This window comes from Kitasatospora sp. LaBMicrA B282, from assembly GCF_050325825.1.
Classification (GTDB): Bacteria; Actinomycetota; Actinomycetes; order Streptomycetales; family Streptomycetaceae; genus Kitasatospora.
On sequence record NZ_JBNQTI010000048.1, the window covers coordinates 1 to 25,027 of the forward strand.

A 25,027-nucleotide genomic window follows, 5' to 3' on the forward strand; every position below is an offset into this window, starting at 1 on the left:
CGAACGGCTCGCTGCTGCGGCACGACGGCACGGTGGTCGGCTCGAACCTGCTGGGCCAGAACTTCACGCTGCCCGCGGCGGGCAACGGTGCACCCGCGCCGGCCCTCGCCCCGCCGCCCCCACCCGTCCAGCCGCCCGCTCCCGCCGTCAGCCCGGCCCCCACTCCGCACCCCACGCCCATCCCCGCCGCATCCCCCACCCTCACCCCGGCCCCCACGCCGCCCCCCACACCGCCCCCCACGCCCGCCCTCACCCGCCCGCTCGCCCGGCACCGCGGCCTGGCGGCACACCACATCTCGCCGCTGAGCTACCTCCTGCTGATCACGGTGCCCGCCGTGGTGGCCGCCGTCTTCCTCCACCCCCGGTCGCGCTCGGACCGCCGGATCGCGAGGGGTCGCAAGCTGAGCCGATGACTGACGGGCAGATGACTGACGGGCAGTCGACTCAGTGCCCGGCGACCGGGAAGAGCTGGACGAACGTCGTCGCCGTGATCCCGAAGCTGTGGCCGAACGGCGACTGGAAGTCCCAGACCACGAAGAGCAGGAACGCCACCAAGGCGCTGAACAGCCCGGCCAGCAGAAGTTCGCGGAAGGTGCTGCGGATCTGCAGCATGAAGATCAGCACGACCGTGATCAGCGCGCCGGTGCACAGGCCGATCCAGACCACGAGCGGCATCTCGCTGGTGGCGATCGAGTTCCGGGTGCTGCGGGCGTCGTCGGCGGTGGCGACGGCGTCCAGTACGGGCTCGGCGGTGGTGGCCGCGGCGAGGTCGGTCGGGGAGGTGGGGGTGACGTCCAGCCGGACCTGGGTCAGCATCTGCTCGCCGGTGGCGGGGAGCGGCCGGTGGCGTTCCATCAGCGGCCATTCGTCGTGCACCACGTAGGTCACGTAGGTGTCGATGTCGCCGAGCAGCCGGTCCTGGACCGCGGCCGGGTACACCGCCGCCCGCGCCCCGGCCTCGTGCAGCGACTGGGCCTCCACCCGCACCGCCTCCTTCGCGGCCGAGCGCGACTCCCAGCTGGCGGCGATCGCCAGGCCGAGCACCACGGCGTAGATCACGCCGATCATCATGCTCATGTACTCGATGACGTCGGGCGTCTCGGAGCTGTCGTCGGCCTTGCGCCGCTGCCGGAGGATCGCGACCAGGATGACCACCATGCAGGCGGCCAGCATGGCGACGACCAGTGCGAGCCATTCGCTCATCGGACACCTCCGTGGATACCCCCGGCTTCAGCCGGGGGAGGAAACGGCTCTCCCGCGAAGCAGGGCAGGGGGCTGTGTTTCGCCGTCAGGCGGACCGCAGCGCTCTGACCCGCAGATTTGATGTGGGACATCAGATTTCTCTAGTTTGTGAGCATGACGACCACTCACGTGAAGCGGTCTTTCAAGTTCCGCTTCTATCCGACGGATGCGCAGGCGGCTGAGCTGTCGCGCACGTTCGGGTGTGTGCGGCTCGTGTACAACAAGGCGCTGGCCGCCCGGTCCGAAGCGTGGACGATGCGTCAGGAGCGGGTGAACTACAACGCAACTTCGGCGATGCTGACGGAGTGGAAGAAGACCGAGGAGCTGGCGTTCCTCTCCGAGGTCTCGTGCGTGCCGTTGCAGCAGGCCCTGCGGCACCTGCAAGGGGCGTTCACCAGCTTCTGGACCAAGCGGGCCAAGTATCCGACGTTCAAGTCGAAGAAGAAGTCCCGTAAGTCCGCCGAGTACACCGCCAGTGCGTTCCGGTACCGGGACGGCAGGCTGACCTTGGCGAAGATGGCGCAGCCGCTGGATATTCGGTGGTCGCGCCCGTTGCCCGAGGGGCAGGTGCCGTCCACGGTGACCGTGTCGCAGGATGGCGCGGGCCGCTGGTTCGTCTCCCTGTTGTGCGAGGACCGGCCGGTCATGCCTGCACCTGTGCATGCGGCGGTGGGCCTCGACGCCGGGATCACCAGTCTGGTGGCGCTCTCCACCGGGGAGAAGATCGCCAACCCGAAGTACGAGCGTGCCGACCGCGAACGCCTGGCCAAGGCCCAGCGGGAACACGCCCGCAAGGCCGAGGGCAGCAACAACCGGGAGAAGGCCCGTAGAAAGATTGCTCGCGTTCACGTGAGGATCGCCGACCGGCGCAGGGACTTCCTGCACAAGCTCACCACCCGACTCGTCCGTGAAAATCAAACGGTCGTGATCGAGGATCTGACGGTCCGCAACCTGCTCAAGAACAAGAAGCTGGCCCGCGCGGTCAGCGACGCGAGCTGGAGCGAGCTGCGGTCCATGCTGGAATACAAATGTGCCTGGTACGGCCGCGAGCTGATCACCATCGACCGGTGGTTCCCTAGTTCCAAGCTGTGCTCGGCCTGCGGAGCCATCCGCGCCAAGCTGCCCCTCAACATCCGCGAGTGGACGTGCGACTGCGGCGCGACCCACGATCGGGACGTGAATGCGGCACGCAACATCCTGGCCGCCGGACTGGCGGTGTCGGCCTGTGGAGACGGTGTAAGACCTCAACGGAGCACTCCGGGCGGGCGGTCGTCGGTGAAGCAGGAAGTCGTCCCACCGCAGCGCGCACGCGCAGCGGCTCAGCCGTGAGGCTGAGGGTAACCCCTTCCTTCAGGAGGTGGAGAAAGTCAACACCTGGTCCCGCTCGGCTCCCGGCCCTCGACACCCGGCGGGTCGCAGCCGCCCCGCCCCTTTCCCCCGAACAGCGGACAGCCCGTCCGGTCGGCCGCCGTCGGTCGGGCCGTCCGCTAAGCCCTGCCGGTCAGCCGAGCAGGTGCAGCCCGAAGCCCGTGCGGCCCGCGGGCTCCAGACCCTCCTTCAGGTGCAGCGACGGAATCTCGTAGTCACCGAAGTTCTGCCGCCGGAACGCGATCGGCTCGGTCGACTCCAGGGTGAGCAGCCGCTGCTGCCAGGCCTCGGCGACGGCCGGGTAGTCGTCCTCGGTCATCCTGTCGGTGCCGTACAGCACGAACGGCGGCAGCACCTCGAGCCCCGGGTAGTAGAGGATCCCGTGGTGGATCGGGAACAGCAGGTCGTCGATCGGGCCGTTGATCCCGCGAGCGGCGTAGTGCGCCGCCGGGCCGCCGGCGGTTACCGACAGCAGGGCCCGCCGGCCCGCCAGGGTGCCCTCGCCGTAGCGCTCGCCGTACCTGGTGTCGCTGTGCTCGCCGACGCCGTACCCGAAGTGGTGGGTGAACACCCGGTCCACCCAGCCCTTGAGGATCGCGGGCATCGCGTACCACCACAGCGGGAACTGGAGGATGACCGTGTCGGCCCAGAGCAGCTTCTGCTGCTCGGCGCGGACGTCGGGGGTGAGCGTGCCGGCCTCGAAGGCCCGGCCCGAGTCCCGGGCGACCCGCAGCGGACTCGAGGCGTCGGGGCCGTAGTCCGCGGCGTCCACGACCGCCTTCCAGTTCATCGCGTACAGGTCGCTCACCCGCACCTGGTGCCCGGCGCCCTCCAGCGTGGACACCGCGAGGTCCTTCAGCGAGCTGTTGAGCGACTTCGGCTCCGGGTGGGCGTGGACGATCAGTGTCTTCACGGGAGTTCCTTCGGATCGGGTGCCTTCGACTGCCTCGATCCTCGGTGCCGCGCTGCCCGGCGTTCAGGGGCGCGACTTCCGTCGGACCGGACTTCCTGGTACCGGCAGGGCCACCTTCGCGGGCGTCGTCCGAGGTCATACTGGGGGCATGGACGATCTTGCGGGCTTCCTCCGGACCCGTCGCTCCCGGGTCGACCCGGCGGCCGTCGGCATCCCCGTCGACAGCCGCCGCCGGGTCGAGGGGTTGCGCCGCGAAGAGGTCGCGCACCTGTCCGGCGTCAGCGTCGACTACTACGTACGCCTGGAGCAGGGCCGCGCGACCCAGCCCTCCGAGCAGGTCATCGACGCGCTCGCCCGCGTCCTCGGCCTCGACGAGACCGAACGCGGGCACCTCTACCGGCTCGGCCGGCAGTGCCGCCGCCCGGTGAAGGCGCCCGGCGGCCGGATCCGGCCGGAACTGCTGCGCCTGCTCGACCTGGTCGTCGGTGCACCCGCGCTGATCGTGGACCACCGCCTGGACGTGCTCGCCGGGAACCGCCTCGCCGGTCTCCTCTACGGCCGGCCGCTGCCGGGCCTGAACACCGCCCGGCACATCTTCCTCGGGGAGACCGAGGACGGTCTTTACGCGGAGTGGGAGAAGTGCACCCTCGACGTGGTCGGGCACCTGCGCCTGTCCGCCGGCAAGTACCCCGACGACCCCCGACTGGCCTCGCTGATCGGCGAGTTGGCGATGGGCAGCGAACGCTTCCGCCGCCTCTGGGCCCGCGCGGACGTGCGGGCCCGCACCCATGGACGCAAGGTGTACCGGCACCCGCTGGTCGGAGCGCTGGAACTGCACCAGGAGAACTTCGCGCTGCCCGACGAGTCGGGCAGGGAGCTGGTGGTGCTCTCCGCGGCCCCCGGCAGCCCCGCCGAGGACGGGCTGCGCCTGCTCGCCGGCCTGGGTGCGGACGGCGGCGCGGCCCGTCCCGCGGCACGTCCTGCGGTGCAGTCCACGGTGCAGGCCCGGGTCCGCGACTGACCGGCCCGGGCCGGTTAGGGGACCCCTTGGGCAGGACACCCGCTGCCCGGTCCATCGGGACACCGGGTCCAGTGGCACACCGGGTCCACCCGGATGCCCGGGAAATTCGCTTCCCCCGCCGCGCCGCCCTGCCTAAGCTCGCCTCAGATCGCGTGCCGGCCGCCGTAGTTGCCGGTGCGCCTGCCGAGAACCGTGACCAGAAGGGGGAGACCGGCCATGCGTGACCGTACCGCTGTCGTCGTCCTCCCCACCTCCCGGTCCGAGGTGATCCTGGTGTCTTCCCTGCTCCGGTGCCCGCTGCGCGGCCGGCACCGGACGCCCCTGGCGACCGCCTGACCCCACCGGCTGCAGCCGCCGACCGTCGCCCGTCCCGCCCCGGCACGCCCCACCGGCGTGCCCCGGGCCGGGCGGCCGACCGCCGGCTGCCGGGGCAGGGCCCGCCCGGGGAAATCGCGCGCCCAGTCGACGATCGACCCGGCGCCGCCGGACACCCCGAAAGGCCCAGACGGCCATGCGTACCCAGCTTCCGACCACCGCCCAGCTCGCCCCCCTGACCGCCGTGCGCAACCTCGGCATCCTCGCGCACGTGGACGCCGGCAAGACCACCGTCACCGAGCGGATCCTCTTCCTGACCGGCGGCACCCACAAGCGCGGCGAGGTCCACGACGGCACCACCGTCACCGACTTCGACCCGCAGGAACGCGAACGCGGGATCACCATCTTCGCCGCCGCGGTCAGCTGCGACTGGGCGGGGCACCGGATCAACCTGATCGACACGCCGGGGCACGTCGACTTCGCCGACGAGGTCGAACGCTCGCTGCGGGTGCTGGACGGCGCCGTCGCGGTCTTCGACGCGGTGGCCGGGGTGGAGCCGCAGAGCGAGTCGGTGTGGCGCCAGGCCGACCGGTACGGCGTGCCGCGGCTGGCCTTCGTCAACAAGCTGGACCGCGCCGGCGCCGACCTCGACGCGGCGGTCGACTCCATCCGGACCCGGCTGCACACCGTGCCGCTGGTGGTGCAACTGCCGATCGGTGCCGAGGACGGTTTCACCGGCGTGGTGGACCTGGTCCGGATGCGGTCGCTGGTCTGGGCCGACGGGCGGCTCGAGCTGCGCGAAGGGGAGGTCCCCGACCAGCTGCGGGAGGCGGCGCTGGCCCGTCGCCGGCTGCTGGTGGAGAGCGTGGCGGAGCTCGACCCGGCGGCCCTGGAGGAGTACTGCGCCACCGGCGAGCTCACCGAGGCCACCCTGGTCGCGGCGCTGCGCGAGATCACCCGCAGCGGGGCGGGCGTGGTGGTGCTCTGCGGCTCCGCCTACCGCAACCGCGGGATCGAACCGCTGCTGGACGCGGCGGTCGCCTACCTGCCGTCCCCGCTCGACGTGCCGCCGGTGCGCGGCGCGGCGGACCCGGACGGCACGGTGCCGGAGCGGGCGGCCGACCCCGCCGAGCCGTTCGCCGGGCTGGTCTTCAAGGTGCACGCGGCCGCCACCGGGCGGCTCACCTTCGTGCGGGTCTACTCGGGCACGCTGCGCAAGGGGGAGGGCCTGCTGGACGTGGCGGCCGGGCGCACCGAGCGGGTGGCCCGGATCCTGCGGGTGCAGGCCGACCGGCACTTCGAGCTGGACCGGGCGGTGGCCGGGGACATCGTCGCGCTGGTGGGGCCGAAGGCCGCCCGGGCCGGTGCCACGCTCAGCGCGCCCGGCGCCCCGCTGCTGCTGGAGCCGCCCACGGTGGCGGAACCGGTGGTCTCGGTGGCGGTGGAGGCGGTGCGGGCCACCGACACCGAGCGGCTGGCGGTGGCGCTGGCCCGGCTGGTCGAGGAGGACCCCTCGCTGCAGGTGCGCACCGACCCGGAGACCGGGCAGACCGTGCTCTCCGGCATGGGCGAGCTGCACCTGGAGGTCTCGGCGGAGAAGATCCGCCGCGACCACGGGCTGGCGGTCTCGGTCGGCCGGCCGCAGGTGGCCCACCGGGAGACGCCGTCCCGCGCGGTGTCCGGGCTGGTGTACCGGCACGCCAAGCAGGACGGCGGGGCCGGGCAGTTCGCCCACCTGGTGATCGACGTGGCTCCGCTGCCGGGGGCCGCCGAGGTCGGCTGGACCGGGGCGGTGGAGCTGGACTTCCGGTCCACCGTGACCGGCGGCCGGGTGCCGCAGGAGTTCGTCCGGGCGGTCGCGGCCGGCTGCCGGGACGCGCTGGTCGAGGGTCCGCTCGGCGGGCACCGGGTGACCGGCGTGCGGGTCACCCTGACCGACGGGATGACCCACCCGAAGGACTCCTCGGAGCTGGCCTTCCGCACCGCGGGCCGGTTCGCGCTCCGGGAGGCGCTGCGGACCGCCGCGGTGATCCTGCTGGAGCCGGTGGCCGAGGTCGCCGTCACCGTGCCGGAGGAGGCGGTCGGCGGGGTGCTCGGCGACCTGGCGGCCCGGCGCGGCCGGATCTCCGGGCAGACCGGGCGGGCCGGCACCGCCGAGGTGACGGCGACTGTGCCGCTGGCCGAGCTGTTCGGCTACGCGGGCGCGCTGCGCAGCCGCACCCAGGGCCGGGGCACCTTCACCGCCCGCCCGGCGGGCTACGCCCCGGCACCGGCGGGAACCGGCTCTCGGTAGCCCGGTAGCCCGGTAGCCCGGCTGCCCAGGTGCCCCGGTGGCCCCACCCCGCGCGGGGTGGGGCCATCAGGGGCGTCCGGGAAATCCCGGAGCTCGACCGGCGACCGTCTCCTATGCTCGGCCCGTGGACGGGTACCAGGCTGTGACGGCGATGATCGCATCGGCCTGGCAGCGGTTCGACGACCCGGCCTCGCCCGCCCGCCACTTCTGCCTCGACGCGATCGGCGACGTCCTGGAGCGGCGCAGCCTGGCGCAGCAGGACGCCGAGCGGGTGGTCGAGCGCCTCGTGCAGGTCGCGCTCTGCGACGACGAGGGCGGGTGGGAGCTGGAGTCGGCCCTGCACGCCGTCTGCACGGCCGCCACCTACTACCGGCTGCCCTACCGGCTGGTGCAGCCGCTCGCCGTCGGCGTGGACGGCTTCGAGCCGGAGCTGCTGAGCTACGTGCTGGTCGTCCTCGGCTTCACGTACGACCAGGCGGCGCTGCCGACCGTCGAGCGGTTCCTGGAGCACCCCCACCCCGAGGTGCGCGGTGCCGCCGCGGACGCGCTGGCCGAACTGCGCCGGTGCCGGGAGCGCGGGCGGTCCGGGACGGCGTAGCCCCAGCGGCCGGGGCCCGGGCCGGGGCCGGGCCTGGCGGCGAGGGCCGGGACCGGGGGGCCGGGGCCCGCTCGACCGCCGCCGGCCCCGCGCCGCCGATAAAATCGGAACCACCTCGTCCGGTACCCGCGCCACCGCCCCCGCATGGGATCCGAGGTCCGCCATGGTGTCCCAGCCCGTCCGCCCACCCCGCTACCTGCGGCTGGTTCCCTGGGTGCTGATCGCCGGCGGACTGGTCTGGGACTACCTGACGCCCGCCGACTACTACGGCGACCCGATGCTCGCCGCCGCCGCCGTCACCGCGGGTGCGCTGCTCTCCGTCGCCGAGGTGCTGGCCGTCGGCCTCGCCGTGATCACCGGAGTGCTGCTGCTCACCGTGCACGACGGCTCCTTCGGCCACGAGGCCGGCTACCTGGAACTGGCCAACACGGTCTTCGCCGCCCTGATCGGCCTCTGGGTGAACCGGGTCATCGCCCGGCACGGACGGCGGCTGCGCACCGTGCGGTCGGTGGCCCGGGCGGCCCAGCTGGCGGTGCTGCCCGCTCCGCCGGCCGAGGTGGGGCCGCTGGCGGTGGCCACCAGTTACCACGCGGCGCACGCGGAGGCGCTGATCGGCGGGGACGCCTACGCGGTGCAGGACTCGCCGTACGGCGTGCGGCTGCTGATCGCGGACGTCCGCGGGAAGGGCCTGCGGGCGGTGACGGCCGTCTCGGTGCTGCTCGGTGCCTTCCGGGAGGCGGCCGAGCGGGCCCCGGACCTGGTGGCGCTGGCCGACGCGGTCGAGCACACGCTGGCCCGCGAGGTCGCCGGCAGCGAGGAGGAGCTGCGACTGGAGGGGTTCATCACCGCGCTGCTCGGCGAGTTCGCGCCCGACGGCGAGGTGCTGCGGCTGCTGGACTGCGGTCACCCGGCGCCCTACCTGCTGCCCGCCGCCGGCCCCGGACCGCGCCGGCTGGATGCCAGCGACCCCGGGCTGCCGCTGGGCATGGGCGGGCTGGGCGTGCCGCGCCCGACCCCGGACAGCTGGCCGTTCGGCCCGGGTGACACCCTGCTGCTGATCACCGACGGGGTGACCGAGGCACGCAACCGGGCCGGCGTCTTCTACGACCCGGAGCCGCGGTTGCCTGCGCTCTGGTACCGCGGCCCGGCCCGGGAGGGTGGCCCGGGCGCACTGCTGGCGGCGGTGGTCGCGGACGTGGAGCGGTGGACCGGCGGCCCGCGGGACGACGACATGGCGCTGCTGGCCGTCACCCGGCGGGCACCGGAGCGGCCCGTACAGCGAGGCGGGGCGGCCGACTCCGCCAACCGGCCAGTGGTTTAGACCTATTGACGCCTCGGCGGCCCGCTCCTACGATCCTCGGACAGCACGGTACGAGCGCCCCCACGCCCCCCACGCCCCCCACGCCCCGAGGGAACCCGTATGTCCGGCCGTCCCGCACGCCTGCTCGCCGCCCTGTCCGGCGCCGCCGCCCTCGCCCTGACCGCCGCCCTGCCGCTGCCGGCCGCAGCCGCCGGCACCCGCGCGGCCGCGAGCGCCCCCGCCGACGCCGGCTGCCCGCTCTCCCCGAAGCCCGCCGGCAGCGTGCTCCAGGGGTACTGGGAGAACTGGGACGGCGCCGCCAACGGCGTCCACCCGGGCCTGGGCTGGATCCCGATCACCGACGGCCGGATCCAGGCCAACGGCTACAACGTGCTCGACGCCGCCTTCCCGGTGATCGACTCCGACGGCACGGTGGAGTGGCAGAACGGCATGGACACCGGCGTGCAGGTGCCCACCCCGGCCGAGATCTGCCAGGCGAAGGCGGCCGGCGAGACGGTGCTGCTCTCGCTCGGTGGCGCGAACGCGGGCATCGACCTCAGCTCCGGCGCCGTCGCCGACCGGGTGGTGCAGACCCTGGTGCCGATCCTCAAGGCGAACGACTTCGACGGGATCGACATCGATATCGAGACCGGTCTGGTGGGAAGCGGCGACATCACCCAGCTGTCCACCTCGCAGGCCAACCTGGAGCGGATCATCGACGGGGTGCTGGCCCAGATGCCGCCCGGCTTCGGCCTGACCATGGCGCCGGAGACCGCCTACGTCACCGGCGGCAGCGTGACCTACGGCTCCATCTGGGGCGCCTACCTGCCGATCGTCAAGAAGTACGCGGACGACGGGCAGCTGTGGTGGCTCGACATGCAGTACTACAACGGCAGCATGTACGGCTGCTCGGGCGACTCCTACGAGGCCGGCACCGTGCAGGGCTTCACCGCCCAGACCGACTGCCTCGACCAGGGCCTGACCGTGCAGGGCACCACGATCCGGGTGCCCTACGACGAGCAGGTGCCCGGACTGCCGGCCCAGCCCGGCGCCGGGGGCGGATATCTGACGACGGATCAGGTCGCCCAGGCGTGGAACGGCTACCAGGGGCGACTGAAGGGCCTGATGGACTGGTCGATCAACTGGGACGGCTCCCAGGGCTGGACCTTCGGCGACAACGTCAAGGCGTTGCAGGGCCGTTGAGGCCGCCGATGACGGAACGTCACGGAACTCGCACGGTCGACTGACCGTCAGGTAAGCGCCGCCGAGTGCAGTTCGCTCTGCGCCCGGTTGAGGCCGCGCAGGACCAGCGCCTCGACGGCGTCGGCGCCACGGTCCAGCAGCGCGGGCAGCGTCGCCTGCTCCTCCGTCGAGAACCTGCCGAGCACGAACCGGCCGACCGTCTGCCCCTTGGGCGGTCGGCCGATCCCGACCCGCAGTCGGGTGAAGTCCCGGGTCCCCAGCACCTCGCCGACCGAGCGGACGCCGTTGTGCCCGCCCGGGCCGCCGCCGCGTTTGAGCCGCAGCTCGCCGAAGGCGAAGTCCAGGTCGTCCTGCACCACCACCAGCCGCTCGGCCGGCACCTGGTGCGCCCGCAGCGCCCCGGCGACCGGTCCGCCCGACAGGTTGATCGACCACCACCGCGGCTTCACCAGCACCACCCGGCGCCCGGCCAGCTCGATCTCCGCCACCCGGTTGCGCAGCCCGCGCAGCCGGAACCGGGCCCCGTGCCGCTCGGCGAGCCGGTCGACCAACAGGTAGCCGGCGTTGTGCCGGGTCCCCGCGAACCAGGGCCCCGGATTTCCCAGCCCCGCGACCACCCAGCAGCCCTCGGCCGCCATCCGACTCACCTTCACCACTCCCATACCCGTGCTTTGCCCGCCCTCGTTCGACCGGCCGGGCTCATCCTGCCGTATCCGAACCGGGCGGCTCACTCGCCCCCCGCCGCGCCGGAGGCCATGGCATCACGCCATCCTCCCGGTGTAAGGCCGGTCACAAGGGACGCGTCAAGACCGCACGGCTTGCGGCGAAATGGCTCCGTGAACGAAGGATTTTCGGGACGGTCGGGTGGAAACGGCTCGCGGCCGAAGCTCTCACGTCGTACAGGTGATCGACCAGGCGTCACCGATTGTCCGGAATCCGGCACTCGGACATCGCCGAGCGAACACATATGTCGAGATTTTGCGTCTGCCTGATAGGAATGAGCACAGGCGGACCGAACATCTCTCAGATTCGCCTACGGGGGTTCAAAGGGCCTGGGGGGCAGGCCAGTTGGCGGCACGCCATGCGGTGCCGGCGGTCCGGATCCGAGGACCTCGCGTTCATCTTCCTTTCATCTGCCGGGGGGCACAGCCATGTCCGACTCCACACCCACCACCACCGACCTCACCCGCCGCCGGATGCTGCAGGGGGCCGCCGTCGCGGTCACCGCCGCGGCCGGTGCCGCCGTGCTGAGCCTGACCGGGCCGGGCGCCCGGCCCGCGGCCGCCGCCGACCCGGGGGCCGAGGACACCTTCGACGAGGTCTTCCGGGGCCGTCGGATCCAGGGGATGCCGATGGCCGGCGGTGGCCGGCACGGCGCCGGCTACATGGTGCTGATCGACGGCCGCGAGCTGCACCTGATGCGCAACGCGGACGGCACCTGGATCAGCGTGATCAACCACTACCAGACCTTCCGCACACCCCGCGCCATCGCCCGGGCCGCGGTCAACGCCCTGTACGGCGCCCAGCTGACCCCGCTCGCCGCCGCCTGAGCCCGCCCGCCGACCCGACCACCCAGGAGTACCCGACCATGGCAGTCCGCAAGAACCAGGCGACCCTGACCGCGAGCGAGAAGCGCGCCTTCGTCAACGCCCTGCTGACGCTCAAGCAGCAGGGCGGCTACGACACCTTCGTCAGCACCCACAACTCGTTCATCATGAGCGACACCGACACCAGCGAACGGACCGGCCACCGCTCGCCGTCCTTCCTGCCCTGGCACCGCCGCTTCCTGCTCCAGTTCGAACAGGCGCTGCAGGCGGTCGACGCCTCCGTGACCCTGCCCTACTGGGACTGGACCGCGGACCGCACCCCGGACGCCTCGCTCTGGGGCCCGGACCTGCTGGGCGGCGACGGCCGCAGCAGCGACGGCCAGGTGACCACCGGACCGTTCGCCTTCGCCACCGGCAACTGGACCCTCACCGTGGCGCCGGACAGCCGCACCTACCTGGCCCGGGCGCTCGGCGCCGCCGGCGGTGACCTGCCCAGCAAGGCCGACGTCGACACGGTGCTGGGCCTGACCCCCTACGACGCCGCCCCCTTCAACAGCACCTCCGACGGCTTCCGCAACAACGTGGAGGGCTGGGTCGGCCCCAACCTGCACAACCGGGTGCACGTCTGGATCGGCGGCCAGATGAGCAGCGGCATGTCGCCCAACGACCCGGTCTTCTGGCTGCACCACTGCTTCATCGACCGGCTCTGGGCCGGCTGGCAGGCCCGCCACCCCGACCAGGGCTACCTGCCCACCGACCCGACCCAGGACGTGGTCGCGCTGCACCAGCCGATGAAGCCGTGGAACGACGTCACCCCGGCCGATCTGCTCGACCACACCCGCTACTACACCTACGACAGCGCGTACTGACGGACCTGGCCGGGCGGGCCGGGTCAGTCCAGGCCCAGCTCGCCCAGCCTGCTCCAGCCGGTGGCGCCCTCGATGGTGGTGCTCACCACCTGCGGGGCCCGCTGGACCAGCGGCCGCATGGTCTCCATCGCGGCCCGGAAGTGGTCCGAGTTCACGTGCGCCTCGCCGGCGCCGTCCTGGAACGCCTCGACCAGGACGAAGGTGTCGGGTTCCTCGACGCTGCGCGACCACTCGAACCAGAGGTTGCCCGGCTCGGCCCGGGTCGCCCGGGTGAACTCCTCGACCCGGGAGAGCCAGCTGTCGGTGTGCTCGGGCCGGACCGGGAACTTGACCACGATGAAGATCATTGGCCGAGTCTAACCCCGGCACCCGGGCCGGCCGGCGGACCCGCGGCCCGTCGGCCGACCTGTTGCACGTCAGCCGGCTTCTTGCAGGTCAGCCGGCTTGTTGCACGTCGGAGGCCTTGACGAAGGCCAGCCGGTGGTTGAACCGGATCGGGTAGTAGGTCTCCTTGCCGACCACCAGGGTGCGGTCGTCGGGCGCGTCGCCGTTGATGTTCTGGTCGTAGTAGAACTGGCCCGGCTCCGGCGTGGTCGCCGCGGCCGGGTAGGCCTGCCCGGCCGCGATGGTGGCGTCCAGGGCGACCACGGCCGGCGGGTTGGCGATCCCCGGGTAGGGCCGGTACGCGGCGGCCTCGGGGTAGGCGCGGCCGTACACCGGGATCGAGACGAGTCCCGGACGGGGCGTCAGCAGCAGCCCCGGGTCGCGGTCGGTGCGGGCGGTGTGCCCGCCGGGGTTGAAGAACCAGCACTTCTGGCCGCCGTACCAGATCGCCGTCCAGTCGTCGCGCTCCTCGGCGACCACGTAGCGGGCGCCGGTCACCGCCTTGTCGTGCCAGTCCGAGGCGTCCTGGCCGGCACCGGCGATCAGCGGTGCGTCGGCGGCCGGGGCGGTGCGCAGGTAGACGAAGTTCTCCGGGCGCGCCGCCATGTCGTTCACCGGCGGCTCGTTGCTGCCGTCGAAGGGCGGCGCGATGGTGACCGTGCCGCCGGGGACCGGCGGTTGGTCGGTGCCCGGGTCCAGCGGGGCGCCGAGCAGCTCCAGGTAGTGCGCCCAGTCCCAGAAGGTGCCCGGGTCCCAGTGCATGCTCGCCACCTCGTGCTGGGTGGGTCCCGGGACGTCGTCGTGGCCGATGATGTGCTGGCGGTCCAGCGGCACCTCGAACCGGTCCGCCAGGTAGCGCACCAGCTCCGCCGAGGACTCGTACAACTGCTCGGAGTACCAGGTCGGTTGGCTCTTCGGGAAGGCGTAGCCCTCGTGCTCGATGCCGATGCTGTGCATGTTGACCGTCTTGTTGCCGGCGTGCCAGGCGACGTCCGCGGTGCGCACGAGCTGGGTGACGTGGCCGTCGCGGGACCGGACCAGGTAGTGCGCGGTGGCCTGCTCGTTCGGGTTCTGGAAGGAGGCGATCGCGCCCTGGTAGTCGGACTCGGTGTCGTGGATCACGATGTACTCGATCCGCTGGCCGTCCTGCGGCCGGGCGGCCTTGCTGTAGTTGCCGAACGAGGTCGGGTCCTTGGGGTCGGTCAGCGCGTAGGCGGCCGGCGTCACGTCACAGCCCAGGTCGCTCGGGCACTCCGCCGCCCAGTCCGGGCTCGGGGCGCCGTGGGACCGGGCGGCCGGCGCGGGCACCCGCAGCCCGGGGTCGGCGGGCAGCACCACCCGCTGCCCCTCGGGCGTGGTGCGGGCGGCACCGAGCCGCAGCGTGCGGAACACCCGGTCGGCGAAGACCCGGCCGGCCGCCTCGGCCCCCGGGTCGCTCGCACCGGCCCGGCCGAAGGCGACCACGGCCGGGTACCAGTCGCTCGGATCGGTGGAGACCGGTGCCCCGGCGGCCCGCTGGTACTCCGTCAGCAGGGCCGCCCCGCCGCGCAGGTTCGCCGCGCTGTCCGCCCGCAGCTCCGCCGGCGCCCGGTGGATCAGGCCGGCCGCGTCGTCCAGCGAGTGCACGTCCGGGACGCTCGCCTCGGTGAGGCCCAGGACGCCGTAGTTGCCGGTGGTGCTCGGCTCGCCCCCGTGCGACTCCCAGCGGGTCTCCTGGTAGGAGAGCGCGAGCAGCAGGCGCTCCGGCACCCCGAACTCGGCGGCCGCCGCGGTGAACTGCCGCTGCAACAGGGTGGCGCGATCGGGTGCCGGCGGCACGGCGAGGGCGGGGGCGGCCAGGCCCAGGCCGAGCGCGGCGGTCAGCGTGAGGGCGGTCGGGGTACGAGGCATCCCACCGTTCTAGCGCTCGGCACGCCGCGCGGCACCGGGCCACGCGGGCGGCCGCCGGCGCTCACCCGCACGGGTGGCGGGGGCGGGTGACGCCCTGACGGTCGATCAGGACGGCTGCTGCCGGCCGAGGATCCGGGTGAACGCCCACGGCTGCTGGGACACGCCCGTGCAGGTGGTCGGCGACTTCTCGCCGGTGGCGCACGGGTGGTCGCGGCCCAGCGACCAGTACGAGAGCAGCCGGATCCCCTTCTCGTCGGCGAACGCCGCCAGTTGCCGGGCGTCCTGCTCGGTGAAGACCTCGTTGACCGCGTCGTTGGTCCCGATCATCGGGGTGTTGCCCGTCATCGCCCAGAGCTGCGCGTCGGTCCGCTCCGGCCAGATCACGGCCAGTTGCTGCTCCAGGTCGCCGGCGGCCCGGACCGCGGCGTCGCCCATCGCCAGGTCCGGCCCGTAGTCCATGGTCATGGCGTTGACCAGGTCGACCGCGACGCCGTGCGCGCGGGCGTTCCGCAGCAGCCGCAGGCCGTCGTCGGACAGGCCCCAGGGGTTCGAGGGCAGCGTGTACTGCACGGCCAGCGGCCGGCCGAGCGCGGCGTACTCGTGCTGGAGCTCGGCGAGCGCCGCGTTGCGCAGGTCGATGCTCCGGGAGTCCTGCAGGGCCTTGCCCTCGACGTCGAAGTCCAGCCGCCGCAGGCCCAGGGTGTCGACCACGCGGCGGTAGGCGGCGGTGAGGGCGTCCGACGAGCGGCAGGACAGCGCCGGCTCCCGGCCGCCCCCGCCGCCGAGCGAGGCGATGACGTCGCCGCCGTGCGCCCGCAGCTCGGCGATGGCGGCCGTCCAGGCGGGCGCGGTGAGCGGGACGTCGCCGCCGAACTCGGGGGCGCAGCTGCCGTCGTCGACCACGAAGCCGATGGTGAAGTACGCCAGCCCGGTCGCCTGCCGGGCTGCCTGCAGCACGTCGGGCGGGCCCCAGCTCTCCACGTAGGGCGCGCTGAACCTGGCCGGGAACGGATCGGGCCCCGGCGGCGGCGAGGGCAGCGGCAGGGCGGTGGTGGCCGGGGGGTGGCCGGCGGCCGGGGTCGCGCAGAACGCGACGAGGGCCGTGGCGGCGAGCAGCAGCGCCAGGGGCGGGCGCGGGGGCGGGCCGCGGCGGGCGGCCGGGCGGCGGCATCGCATGCCTCGGCAGCATAGGAGCACCGCACGACGGGGCGGCGCAGGCAGCGCCGGGCGGATCCGGACGTCGGTCCGATCGGCGGGTCGGGAGGCGCGCCGTTGTGTTCGGCGGGTTCGCTCGAATCGACGAACCGGCGGGTGTCGGCGGGCCGGGGCAGCGGCGGCGCCCGGGGGAGCGGGGGATGGTGGGCCGTCGGTCCGCGCGTGGCGCGCGGGGCGCCGGGAGGTGCGTGGTGGTGGTTCCGCGGTGGCGGCGGGTCGGGTCGGCGGTGGGTGCCGACGGGGCGGCCGGCCTGGTGGTCGCGCTGTTCAGCGTGCCGGAGGGGATGGCCTACGCGGCGATGGGCGGCTTCGCGCCCGGCGCCGGACTCTGCACCGGGGTGTGGCCGGCGGTGCTGGGCTCGCTGCTGGTCCGGACCCCGCTGATGATCACCACGCTGACCAGCGCGATCGCCCTGACCTCGCGCGGTGCGCTGGCCCACGCCCGGCTGGATCCGGCGGACCCCGGCAACGTGGCCGCGCTGACCCTGCTGGTCGCGCTCGCGATGGCGGCGTTCGCGGTGCTCCGGTTGGACCTGCTGCTGCGCACCCTCTCCGCGGGGGCGATGACCGCCTTCTCGGCCGGCATCGCGGTGCAGATCGTCGCCGGTTCGGTCGCCGAGGCCACCGGCTTCCGGGCCCACCACCACAACCGGCTGGTGCGGTTGGCGGTCTGGCTGGCCCACCCCGGGGCCTGGTCCGGGCCGGCGACCGCGGTGGCCGGGCTGACCGTACTGGTCTGGGCGCTGGCCCACGCCGTGCGGCGGTTGCGGCCGCTGGCGGTGCTGATCGCGCTGCTGGCCGGTGCGGTGGTGGTGCACCTGGCGGGGGTGGCCGTGCCGCTGGCCGGTTCGCTGGGCGGCCTGCCGCACGGCCTGCCCGGGCTCACCGCCCCCGCGTGGCGGGTGATGCCGCAGCTGGTGGGCGGGGCCTGCTCGGTGGCGTTGGTGGCGCTGGCCCAGGCGGTGGGCGTGGAGCCGGGGCCGGCAGCGGCGGAGTCGACCGGGCGGGGGCGCTGGTGGGACATGCTGGCCCAGGCGGCCGCCAACGCGGTCGGGGCGTTCTGCCACGCCCTGCCCGCGGGCGGCTCGCTCTCCCGCACGGCGGTGGCGGTCGGTGCCGGCGCGCGCACCCGCTGGGCCGGCGTGGTCTCCGGGCTGGCGCTGGCGCTGCTGCTCGGCGGGCTCGGCGGCACGATCGCGCTGATCCCGCTGCCGGTGATCGGCGCCCTGCTGGTGGTGATCGGCGTCCGGCTGATCACCGGTCGCCGGGACGAGATCCGGGCGGCCTGGCGGCGGGGCCCCGCGGAACGGGCGGTGCTGGGTGCCACCTTCCTGACGGCCACCCAGGTCGCGTTGCCGTACGCGCTGCTGGTGGGAGCCGGGACCGGCCTGGCCCTGCGGCTGGGCGGGCGGTGGCGCGCGGCCGGACCGCGCGGGGCGACGGGGTCCGGGTGGTGGCCTGGGCGGATGCGGGAGGCGGTGACCCGCGTGCGGTCGACCGGTGGCGCGGGACGCTAGATTGTCCCGCCCGCAGACTGTCCCGCCCGCAGACCGTCCCGTCCGCCGGCGGCGCGCAGCACCAGCCACCCACGCACCCACGGAGATTCGCCATGCCCTTGGAAACGACCACGCTGTTCTCCCCGGCCGAGGCCGCCTCGGGCACCACCAGGGACGTCCGGGTGCCCGGTGGCGGCGAGCGCACCGTCACGGTGCTCTTCCCGCCCGTGCGCGGCGGGACCGTGCTGCAGGTGGACGGTCCGGACGGGCCGTTCCTGGTCCGGGTGATGGTGGCGTCCAGCATCCTCGACAAGGCGCCGGTGCTGACCGGCGAGGGCATCCGGGCCGTCATCGTGAGCAACCCGGCGCCGTCGAAGCAGGCGGGCGTGGGTCAGGGCCGCCGCTCCGGCAACAAGCTGGGGGCGCAACTGGCCGTGATAGCCGTGGCGGTCGGCCTGTGCATCGCCTTCGCGGTGAGCAGGACCAGCCACGGCTCCTCGTCCGGCTCCTCGTCCTCCGGCGGTGGGTCGGGCGACGCGATCATTGTGATCGGCAGCTGCCTGTCCGGCACCCTGCCCGACTCCAGCACCGCCCAGCAGGTGTCCGGGGTGAACGCGGTCTCCTGCTCCTCGGCGGCCGCGCACTACAAGGTGATCGACTCCTTCGTCGGCGACACCGACATGACCAAGTGCCAGAGCAACCCGCAGACCCAGTACGCCTTCTCCGAGACGACCACGGTCAACGGCAACGACTCCTCCGAGGTGCTCTACTGCGTGGTGGGCCTGGGCTCCTACGCCCACTGAGTCGTCGTCAAGGCCGGGCCCGGCCGATCGGGGTGACTCATCCGGCTCAGTCCGCCGGGGTGGCCCTGGCCCGGAAGGCCGCCAGGTCGGCCGGGCCGGCGCCGCAGGCCAGCAGGAAGGCCGCACTGCCGCCGTGCTGCCGGGCGATGCCGTCGAGGAAGGTGCGGATCGCCGCGGGCGGGGCCTGCAGCAGCGGGGCGGGGATGGTGAAGCCGCCCGGGGCGTCGGCGGGGTCGCGGTTCAGCGCGGCGGCGTGCGGGCGGGTGGCCAGGGCGGCGAAGACCGCGGGCAGCGCGGTGGCGGTGTCCGCGTAGTCGGTGGCGATCCGCTCGTGCGCCACGCCGAGCAGGTCGAGCAGCAGGGCGGTCAGCAGGCCGGTGCGGTCCTTGCCGGCCGCGCAGTGCAGCAGCACCGGGCCGTCGTGGGCCGCGGCCCGCACCGCCGCGGCGATCGCCGCCGGGGAGGCCTCGGCCAGGGCCAGGTAGAAGGTGCCGAGGTCGGCGTCGGTCCGCATCGCGGTGAGCCGGTCGAACACGGCGGGCGCGGCCGGGTTGAGCGGTGCCGCGACCACGCCGACCCCGGCGGCCAGCACGGCCGCCCAGTCCTCGGGCAACTGCTCGGAGGGGTCCCGCAGGTCGACCACGGTGCGGATGCCCGACTCGCGCAGCAGCGCCACGGTCGCCTGGTCGGCGGCCGGGAAGGGCTGGGCCGAGCGGAACAGGGTGCCCGGGCGCAGTCGGGTGCCCGAGGGGTCCACGGTCGGGGCGGGGTCACGGAAGTTGAGCAGGGACACGGCGGGCCTTCGGGGCGAGTCGGGCGGACGGGGGCGGAGCGGGCCCCGGTCCTGGGCGGGGACATCTGGAAGCCGAGACATCTAGATGTCTAGACGTATAGCGTACCGGCCACCGACGCGGGCCCCTCCTCACCCGTTCGGGCAGTACCGCCACCGGCCGTGGCGATGGGTGACACCATGACGCGTCATGGACTATCAGGAGTGCGCGGACCACCTCGCCGGGCTGTACCGGATCCCGCCTGCGGAGCGCTTCGCGATCCGCCGCAACCTGCCCGCACTGCTGGCGGCGCTCGGTGGGCCGGAGCACGGGCTGCGCGGGGCGATGGTGGTGGGGACCAACGGCAAGGGCTCGACCACGGCCTTCGCGGTCGCGGCCCTGTCCGCGACCGGGGCACGGGTGGGCAGCATTCCGAGCCCCCACCTGCAGGAGCCGCGCGAGCGGATCCGGGTCGACGGTCGGCCGGTCAGCCGGGCCGAGTACACCGCGGCCTACACCGAGGTGCGCGAGGCGATCGAGCAGCACGGGCTGCCGGTGTCCGCCTCCGCGATGTGCGCGCTGGTCGCGGCCGTGCACTTCCGGCGGGCCGGCGTGAGCCGGGTGGTGGCCGAGGCGAGCATCGGCGGGCGCGGGGCGGCCGTGCGGTTCCTGGACCTCGACGTGAAGGTGATCACCGGCGTCGGGCTGGACCACACCGACCTGCTCGGCGACTCGCTGGCCCGGATCGCCGAGGCCAAGGCCGGCGCGGTGCGCGACGGCGAGCACGTGCTGCTCGGACGGCTGCACCCGGAGGCGCAGGAGGCCGTCGACCGGGTGCTGGCCGGGCGGACCGGCCTGACGGTCTGGCAACTGGACCGGGAGATCCACTACACCACCCGCCCCGCCGAGGCCGGCGGCGCTGGCCTGCTCGACGTCCGGACCCCGCTCGGCGAGCACCGCGGGCTGCCCTGCCCGCTGCCCGGCGCCCACCAGCACCACAACCTGGCGCTCGCGCTCGGCGCGGTGGCCGCGCTGGCCGAGCGCGGCCACGGCCGGGTTCCGGCGGACGAGCCGCTGCGCCCCGCGCTGGCCGCCACCCGCTGGCCGGGCCGGCTCGAACTGCTCGCCGACGCCCGGCTGGACGACTGGCGCGGCCGGGTGCTGCTGGACGGGGCCACCAACCCGCAGGGCATGGCCACGGTGGCACCGGAGATCGCGCGGCTGGCCGGCACCGGGCCGGCCCCGGACGCCCGTCCCACCGCCGTGGTCTTCGCCGCGATGCGCGGCAAGGACGTGCCCGGGATGCTCGACCCGCTGCCCGAGCAGTGGCCGGTGGTCCTCACCCGCACCGGCGCGACCGACGCCGCCGATCCGGCGGCGCTGCACCGGGACCTGCCCCCGGGCCGGCGCGCGGCCGCCGTCACCGCCCCGGACACCGGTGCCGCGCTGCGCCGCGCGGCCGAACTGGTGGGCCACGGCGGCCTGATCGTGGTGCTCGGCTCGCTGCGGCTGGTGGGCGAGAGCCGCACCGCGCTCGGTCTGCCGCCGGGCTGACCGGACCGCCGGCCCCTGCGGGCCCGCCATCGGTGCCGCCCGCGGGCCGGCTGACGGTGCCTCGGCTGCCGGTCCGGATATCGGACCGGCAGCTGCCCGATGACCCGACAGGCCCTAGAGTGCCCGCGTCGGGGGCGGCCGCCGCCCCCGACCGATCGGCAACGCGAACGGGAGGACCAGGATGAGCATCGGCAGGCGCGCCGTCGTCGAACTCGGGCACGTGGTGCGGCAGGGCATGACGACCCTGCCCGGGGTACCCGGCCCGGACATCGTCGACCACCTCTCCCGGGCCGACTCCCGTGCCCGCTACGCCCCCGGCACCGAGTTCCAGATCGACCGGATCAGCATGGTCGCGAACACCGGCACCTACCTCGACGTGCCGTACCACCGCTTCGAAGGCGGCACCGACCTGGCGCACTTCGACCTCGCCCGGCTGGTCGACCTGCCCGGCCTGGTGGTCCGGGCCACCGCGGCCCGCGGCGCGGCGCGCGGGATCGGGCCGGAGGCGTTCGCCGGGCTGGCGGTGGCGGGCCGCGCGGTGCTGGTGCACACCGGCTGGGACGCGCACTTCGGGACCGCCGAGTACGGAGCCGACCACCCCTTCCTGACCGAGGGCGCGGTGCGCCGGCTGGTGGAGCAGGGTGCGGCGCTGGTCGGCATCGACTCGCTGAACATCGACGACTCGGACGACCTCACCCGCCCGGCGCACACCGGGTTGCTGGCCGCCGACATCCCGATCGTGGAGCACCTGCGCGGCCTGGAGCAGCTGCCCGACGCGGGCTTCGCGTTCCACGCCGCGCCCGTCGCGGTGGCGCGGATGGGCACCTTCCCGGTCCGCGCCTACGCGCTGCTCGACGCCGGCTGAGCCCGACGCGAGGGTGGTTGCGCCCGGTTCGAGGGCAGCTGAGCCGCCGCCCGGCGGGTGGCGGCTCACTCCCCGGCCCGGCCGAGCAGCAGCGGGGAGGCCAGGCGCAGCCCGGGCTCCATCCGCAGCAGTGCGTGGACCACGCCGGACAGGCCGGGCAGCAGCCCGGGGGTGAACGCCTCCCGGGCCAGGCCGCCGATCACGCCGTGCTCCTCGATGCCGCTGAGCAGTTCGGCCTCGGCCCGGGCCGCCCGCGCGGCCGCCGGGCCCCGGCTGAGCGCCTGCTCGGGCTCGCAGTCCCGGACCGCGGTGAGCAGTTCGCACAGGCCGAGGTCGCCGTGGCAGAGCGTGTGGCTCCACCCGTATCCCGCGCGCAGGCTCGCCGGTCCGGCCCGGCGGGCGGTGGCCAGGTGGGTCGGATCGCCGGTGCGGCGGTAGAGGTCGGCGGCGGCCAGGCCGATGCCGGTGCTGCCGTGGCACCAGGCGGTGGCGAAGTCGATGCCGCTGGTCGGCCGCAGGTCGGCCCAGGCGCGGGCCTGCGGGTCGTACAGGGCGTGCTCGAAGTCGAAGGCGTGCCGGGCCAGTTGCCGCCAGCGATCGCGCTCGGCCGGGGTGCCGGCCGGGCTGAGGGCCAGCCGGGTCAGCGCCCAGCCCACGCCGGTGGCGCCGTGCGCGAAGCCGCCGATCCCGGCCGGGAAGAGCGGGGTGGACCAGCGCGCGCCGCGCTCGTCCAGCAGCGCGGTGCGCTCCAGGTGCCGGCCCGCCTCGGCGGCGGTGGCCAGGTGGCGTTCCCGGCCGGTGCCGGCGGCCAGCGCGAGCAGCGGGACGACGGTGCCGGCCGCGCCGCCGAGCACGTCCAGGTCGCGGTCGGCGGCGATCCGCTCGGCGGTCAGCAGCTCGGCGCGGGCCTGGGCGCGGGCCAGCAGCCAGTCCTCGCCGAGCAGTTCGTGCAGCGCCGACCAGGTCCACAGCTGCGAGGCCAGCCCGGTGAAGCCGCCGAGCTGGCGGACCGGCGACAGGTCCTCGGTGCCGGCCAGCACCCGCAGCGCGCCGCGCAGCACCGGTTCCAGCTCGGCCACCGGTTCGACCAGGCCGGCCCGCACCGCCTGCCGGTACTGGGCCAGGGCCAGCGCGACGCCGCCCTGCCCGCTGTACAGGTCGGCCGGCAACGGGCGGATCACCCAGCCGAGTTCGGTGAGTGCGGGGCTGATCCAGGTGACCGTGCCGTCCGCGCCGTGCACCGCTGCGGCACAGATCCGGCGGACCGCCGCGGTGGCCAGCCGGCGCCGGCGCTCGGCGAGCCGGCCGGCGTGCGCGGCGGTGGCCGGATGCGGTTGGTGCTCCGGCCCCCGCACGTCGAGCGCGGCCCGCTCGTTGAGGTAGGCGCCGACCAGGGCGCCGCGGATCACCTCGCCCTCCAGCTCGAACTCGGCGGTGCGCCAGTCGGCCAGCGCCGCGTCCAGGGTGGCCGGGCCGACCCGGGCGGTGAACAGCGGCACGTCTCCGCGCAGCAGGTCGGCGATCTCCTGCTCGATCAGCTCGGGCTCCCCGGGGGCGGCCGGGTTGGCCTGCGCGTTGCGGGTCAGGATGTCGCGGGCCCGGGCCAGGGCGGCGGGGGCGTCGTGCAGCGAGGCCGGGTGCCAGAGCATCCAGCCCACCTCCACGTAGGACTGGGTGGGGCGGCGCACGAAGCGGATCTCGCAGTCGGCGAACTCCGCCAGCGCGGCGCGTAGTTCGCCCTTGCCGTCGAGCGCCTGCAGGTGACGGGTGAGGTCCTGGAAGCCGCCCAGCACCTGCGGCCGGTGCTCGGCCAGCGCCGGGTCGGGGCTCGGGTGGTTGCGGGCGGGTGGCAGCTCGGTGCTGCCGAGTTCCAGGCGCGCGGTGTCGCGGCCGCCGTCGGCGATCACCGGGGTCGGGATCCGCGGCTGCTGCCCGGGCAGCCCGCCGGCGGCCGACAGGTCGACGCCGGCCAGCACGTAGCCGTCGAGGCGCAGCGGCAGGATGCCGGTGCGCAGCACGGTGGCGCGCACCATCCGGGCCGCCAGGTCGACCGCCTCGCCGACCCCGCTGGGCGCGGCGGGCAGGTCGGGGGTGAACATGGTCTCGGCGTCCACCACCACCGGTACCGGGCCGCTCGCCAGCAGGTTCTCGGCGTGCAGGTCGGTGCCGCCGAGCACCCGCATGACGGCCAGCCAGTGGCCCAGGTTGCGGTAGAACAGGGCGAGTTCGGCGGTGCCGCGGCAGTGCTGGTGCGCCACGTGGGCGGCCCACCCGTACCCGGCGCCGTGCTCGTCGGTGCGCAGCAGCACCGGCGGGACGCGGATCGGCGCCGGCAGGCCGGCGGGCAGCACCCGGTCCAGGAAGCCGCCCAGGGCCGCGTCCACCCGCAGCGAGCGCGGCTTGTAGAGCACCGTGCCGCCCTCGAAGTCCACCCGGGCCACCGCGTGGCCGCCGCGGTGCTGGTCGCCGGCGCCGAGGCCGAGGGCGCGCAGCGGACCGGGCGGGCGGCCGAGCAGCGCGCCGAGCGCGTCACGGTCGCGGCCGAGCCGGTGCAGCAGGGCGAGCCCGGCGGCGATCTTCTGCTGCCCGGCCACCCGGATCCGGTCGGGCAGCACGGGGTAGCGGCGGGGCAGCCCGGTCAGGTAGTCGGGCTCGGTGGCGCGCCGGACGAAGCTGCGCCAGCGCTGCTCGGGGTCGCTGCCCGTCAGCTCGCCGGCCCGGGCCGCGGCGTTCAGCTCCAGCAGGAAGACCCGGTTCAGCCGCAGTTGCAGGAAGCGCGACAGGTCGGCGCGGAGCGCGGCGGCGGCGAGTCCCCGTTCGGCGGGCGCCAGTTCGGTGCACCGCGCGACCCGGCTCTCCAGGTCGGCGAAGAGCGGGGCCGCCAGCGCGTGCGTCGGCTCGGCGAACCAGTCCTCCCGCGGGGCGGCCGGCCCGGCCTGCTCCTGCTGCATGGGCACCTCGTCCTCTCGGCTGCGCTCGGTGGTGGGGCGGTTCGACCTGCCGGGGGGCGGCGGCCCGCCCCCGAGGACGGGCCGCCGCCCTTCGGTCAGCCTCGACCGGTGCCGTTGCTCCCGGGCGGCCGCTCGAGGTCAGCTGCTCGAGCGGACGGCCTCAGCAACAGGCGTAGACGGTCGAACCGCTGCACGAACTGCAGTGGGTGAACACGGCGCGGCTGGCATCGGTCAGCGCGGCCTCCGCGGCGGAACCGCCCACGTAGAGCGGGCCGGCCGGGTTGGCGAAACCGTCGGCACCCTCGGCGCCGCGGAGCCAGGCCTCGACCACGGCGTCCGCGGGACGTTCGGCGAGCTTCGGCATCTCCCTCAACTCCCTTCGTTTGTGTGGTGCTTGGTGGAGATCGGGTGTCCACGGTAGAACGGCTCA

The 25,027-nt window shown here is 74.5% G+C and carries 21 protein-coding genes and 1 pseudogene; 13 read left to right on the top strand and 9 right to left on the bottom strand.

From position 1 onward, the window contains the following. Nucleotides 1-413, top strand: a pseudogene (locus tag ACQRUO_RS15945) (hypothetical protein); the annotation flags it as partial. Between the two features lie 31 nt (nt 414-444). Here ACQRUO_RS15945 and ACQRUO_RS15950 read toward each other — a convergent pair. Next, nucleotides 445-1,203 carry a DUF4239 domain-containing protein gene (locus ACQRUO_RS15950; protein WP_428316563.1) on the bottom strand — a complete coding sequence of 253 codons (759 nt, stop codon included), beginning with the start codon at nt 1,201-1,203 and terminating at the stop codon, nt 445-447. 153 nt (nt 1,204-1,356) lie between these two features. On the opposite strand from ACQRUO_RS15950, the gene ACQRUO_RS15955 reads away from it, so the two are divergent. Beyond that, complete coding sequence (locus ACQRUO_RS15955) at nt 1,357-2,571, top strand: RNA-guided endonuclease InsQ/TnpB family protein (RefSeq protein ID WP_428316564.1); 1,215 nt, start codon at nt 1,357-1,359, stop codon at nt 2,569-2,571. Nucleotides 2,572-2,743: 172 nt separating this feature from the next. On the opposite strand, the gene ACQRUO_RS15960 is transcribed toward ACQRUO_RS15955, so the two are convergent. After that, the gene (locus ACQRUO_RS15960) at nt 2,744-3,523 is read right to left on the bottom strand and encodes an NAD(P)H-dependent oxidoreductase (RefSeq protein ID WP_428316565.1); all 780 of its coding nucleotides are present in this window, start codon (nt 3,521-3,523) and stop codon (nt 2,744-2,746) included. A 148-nt stretch (nt 3,524-3,671) separates the two neighbouring features. Here ACQRUO_RS15960 and ACQRUO_RS15965 point away from each other — a divergent pair, with 148 nt between their 5' ends. The 5 genes from ACQRUO_RS15965 to ACQRUO_RS15985 all read left to right on the top strand — a co-directional run bounded on the left by ACQRUO_RS15965 (nt 3,672) and on the right by ACQRUO_RS15985 (nt 10,253). Next, nucleotides 3,672-4,544 carry a helix-turn-helix transcriptional regulator gene (locus ACQRUO_RS15965; protein WP_428316566.1) on the top strand — a complete coding sequence of 291 codons (873 nt, stop codon included), beginning with the start codon at nt 3,672-3,674 and terminating at the stop codon, nt 4,542-4,544. A gap of 511 nt (nt 4,545-5,055) precedes the next feature. Continuing rightward, a complete protein-coding gene (gene fusA, locus ACQRUO_RS15970) occupies nt 5,056-7,152 on the top strand; it encodes an elongation factor G (RefSeq protein ID WP_428316567.1) in 2,097 nt (698 codons plus the stop codon). A 124-nt stretch (nt 7,153-7,276) separates the two neighbouring features. Continuing rightward, nucleotides 7,277-7,750, top strand: coding sequence for a HEAT repeat domain-containing protein (locus ACQRUO_RS15975; RefSeq protein WP_428316568.1), 474 nt, complete (start codon nt 7,277-7,279; stop codon nt 7,748-7,750). Between the two features lie 163 nt (nt 7,751-7,913). Then, entirely contained in the window at nt 7,914-9,071 is a 1,158-nt protein-coding gene (locus ACQRUO_RS15980) for a PP2C family protein-serine/threonine phosphatase (RefSeq protein ID WP_428316569.1), read from the top strand. A gap of 99 nt (nt 9,072-9,170) precedes the next feature. Further along, entirely contained in the window at nt 9,171-10,253 is a 1,083-nt protein-coding gene (locus tag ACQRUO_RS15985; protein WP_428316570.1) for a chitinase, read from the top strand. Between the two features lie 47 nt (nt 10,254-10,300). On the opposite strand, the gene pth is transcribed toward ACQRUO_RS15985, so the two are convergent. After that, entirely contained in the window at nt 10,301-10,891 is a 591-nt protein-coding gene (gene pth / locus ACQRUO_RS15990; RefSeq protein WP_428316571.1) for an aminoacyl-tRNA hydrolase, read from the bottom strand. A gap of 513 nt (nt 10,892-11,404) precedes the next feature. On the opposite strand from pth, the gene melC1 reads away from it, so the two are divergent. Further along, nucleotides 11,405-11,803, top strand: coding sequence for an apotyrosinase chaperone MelC1 (gene melC1, locus ACQRUO_RS15995; RefSeq protein ID WP_428316572.1), 399 nt, complete (start codon nt 11,405-11,407; stop codon nt 11,801-11,803). A gap of 38 nt (nt 11,804-11,841) precedes the next feature. Next, complete coding sequence (gene melC2, locus ACQRUO_RS16000; RefSeq protein WP_428316573.1) at nt 11,842-12,669, top strand: tyrosinase MelC2; 828 nt, start codon at nt 11,842-11,844, stop codon at nt 12,667-12,669. A gap of 23 nt (nt 12,670-12,692) precedes the next feature. Here the strand turns inward: melC2 and ACQRUO_RS16005 are convergent, their stop codons facing one another. The 3 genes from ACQRUO_RS16005 to ACQRUO_RS16015 all read right to left on the bottom strand — a co-directional run bounded on the left by ACQRUO_RS16005 (nt 12,693) and on the right by ACQRUO_RS16015 (nt 16,119). After that, nucleotides 12,693-13,016 carry a putative quinol monooxygenase gene (locus ACQRUO_RS16005; protein ID WP_428316574.1) on the bottom strand — a complete coding sequence of 108 codons (324 nt, stop codon included), beginning with the start codon at nt 13,014-13,016 and terminating at the stop codon, nt 12,693-12,695. A gap of 88 nt (nt 13,017-13,104) precedes the next feature. Continuing rightward, nucleotides 13,105-14,943, bottom strand: a complete 1,839-nt coding sequence (locus ACQRUO_RS16010) for an N-acetylmuramoyl-L-alanine amidase (RefSeq protein WP_428316575.1) — start codon at nt 14,941-14,943, stop codon at nt 13,105-13,107. 105 nt (nt 14,944-15,048) lie between these two features. Further along, complete coding sequence (locus tag ACQRUO_RS16015) at nt 15,049-16,119, bottom strand: chitinase (protein ID WP_428316576.1); 1,071 nt, start codon at nt 16,117-16,119, stop codon at nt 15,049-15,051. A gap of 230 nt (nt 16,120-16,349) precedes the next feature. Here ACQRUO_RS16015 and ACQRUO_RS16020 point away from each other — a divergent pair, with 230 nt between their 5' ends. Beyond that, entirely contained in the window at nt 16,350-17,675 is a 1,326-nt protein-coding gene (locus ACQRUO_RS16020; RefSeq protein ID WP_428316577.1) for a SulP family inorganic anion transporter, read from the top strand. A 92-nt stretch (nt 17,676-17,767) separates the two neighbouring features. Beyond that, complete coding sequence (locus tag ACQRUO_RS16025) at nt 17,768-18,457, top strand: LppU/SCO3897 family protein (RefSeq protein ID WP_428316578.1); 690 nt, start codon at nt 17,768-17,770, stop codon at nt 18,455-18,457. A gap of 46 nt (nt 18,458-18,503) precedes the next feature. On the opposite strand, the gene ACQRUO_RS16030 is transcribed toward ACQRUO_RS16025, so the two are convergent. Next, nucleotides 18,504-19,250, bottom strand: coding sequence for a tyrosine-protein phosphatase (locus ACQRUO_RS16030; RefSeq protein WP_428316579.1), 747 nt, complete (start codon nt 19,248-19,250; stop codon nt 18,504-18,506). Nucleotides 19,251-19,437: 187 nt separating this feature from the next. On the opposite strand from ACQRUO_RS16030, the gene ACQRUO_RS16035 reads away from it, so the two are divergent. Both ACQRUO_RS16035 and ACQRUO_RS16040 read left to right on the top strand, forming a co-directional pair. Beyond that, complete coding sequence (locus tag ACQRUO_RS16035) at nt 19,438-20,781, top strand: bifunctional folylpolyglutamate synthase/dihydrofolate synthase (protein ID WP_428316580.1); 1,344 nt, start codon at nt 19,438-19,440, stop codon at nt 20,779-20,781. Nucleotides 20,782-20,962: 181 nt separating this feature from the next. Further along, complete coding sequence (locus tag ACQRUO_RS16040) at nt 20,963-21,646, top strand: cyclase family protein (RefSeq protein ID WP_428316581.1); 684 nt, start codon at nt 20,963-20,965, stop codon at nt 21,644-21,646. A 65-nt stretch (nt 21,647-21,711) separates the two neighbouring features. Here the strand turns inward: ACQRUO_RS16040 and ACQRUO_RS16045 are convergent, their stop codons facing one another. Continuing rightward, nucleotides 21,712-24,597: a type 2 lanthipeptide synthetase LanM family protein gene (locus ACQRUO_RS16045; protein ID WP_428316582.1), complete on the bottom strand. Its 2,886-nt coding sequence runs from the start codon at nt 24,595-24,597 to the stop codon at nt 21,712-21,714. Between the two features lie 160 nt (nt 24,598-24,757). Further along, nucleotides 24,758-24,961, bottom strand: coding sequence for a DUF6229 family protein (locus ACQRUO_RS16050; protein ID WP_428316583.1), 204 nt, complete (start codon nt 24,959-24,961; stop codon nt 24,758-24,760). Nucleotides 24,962-25,027 lie beyond the last annotated feature (66 nt).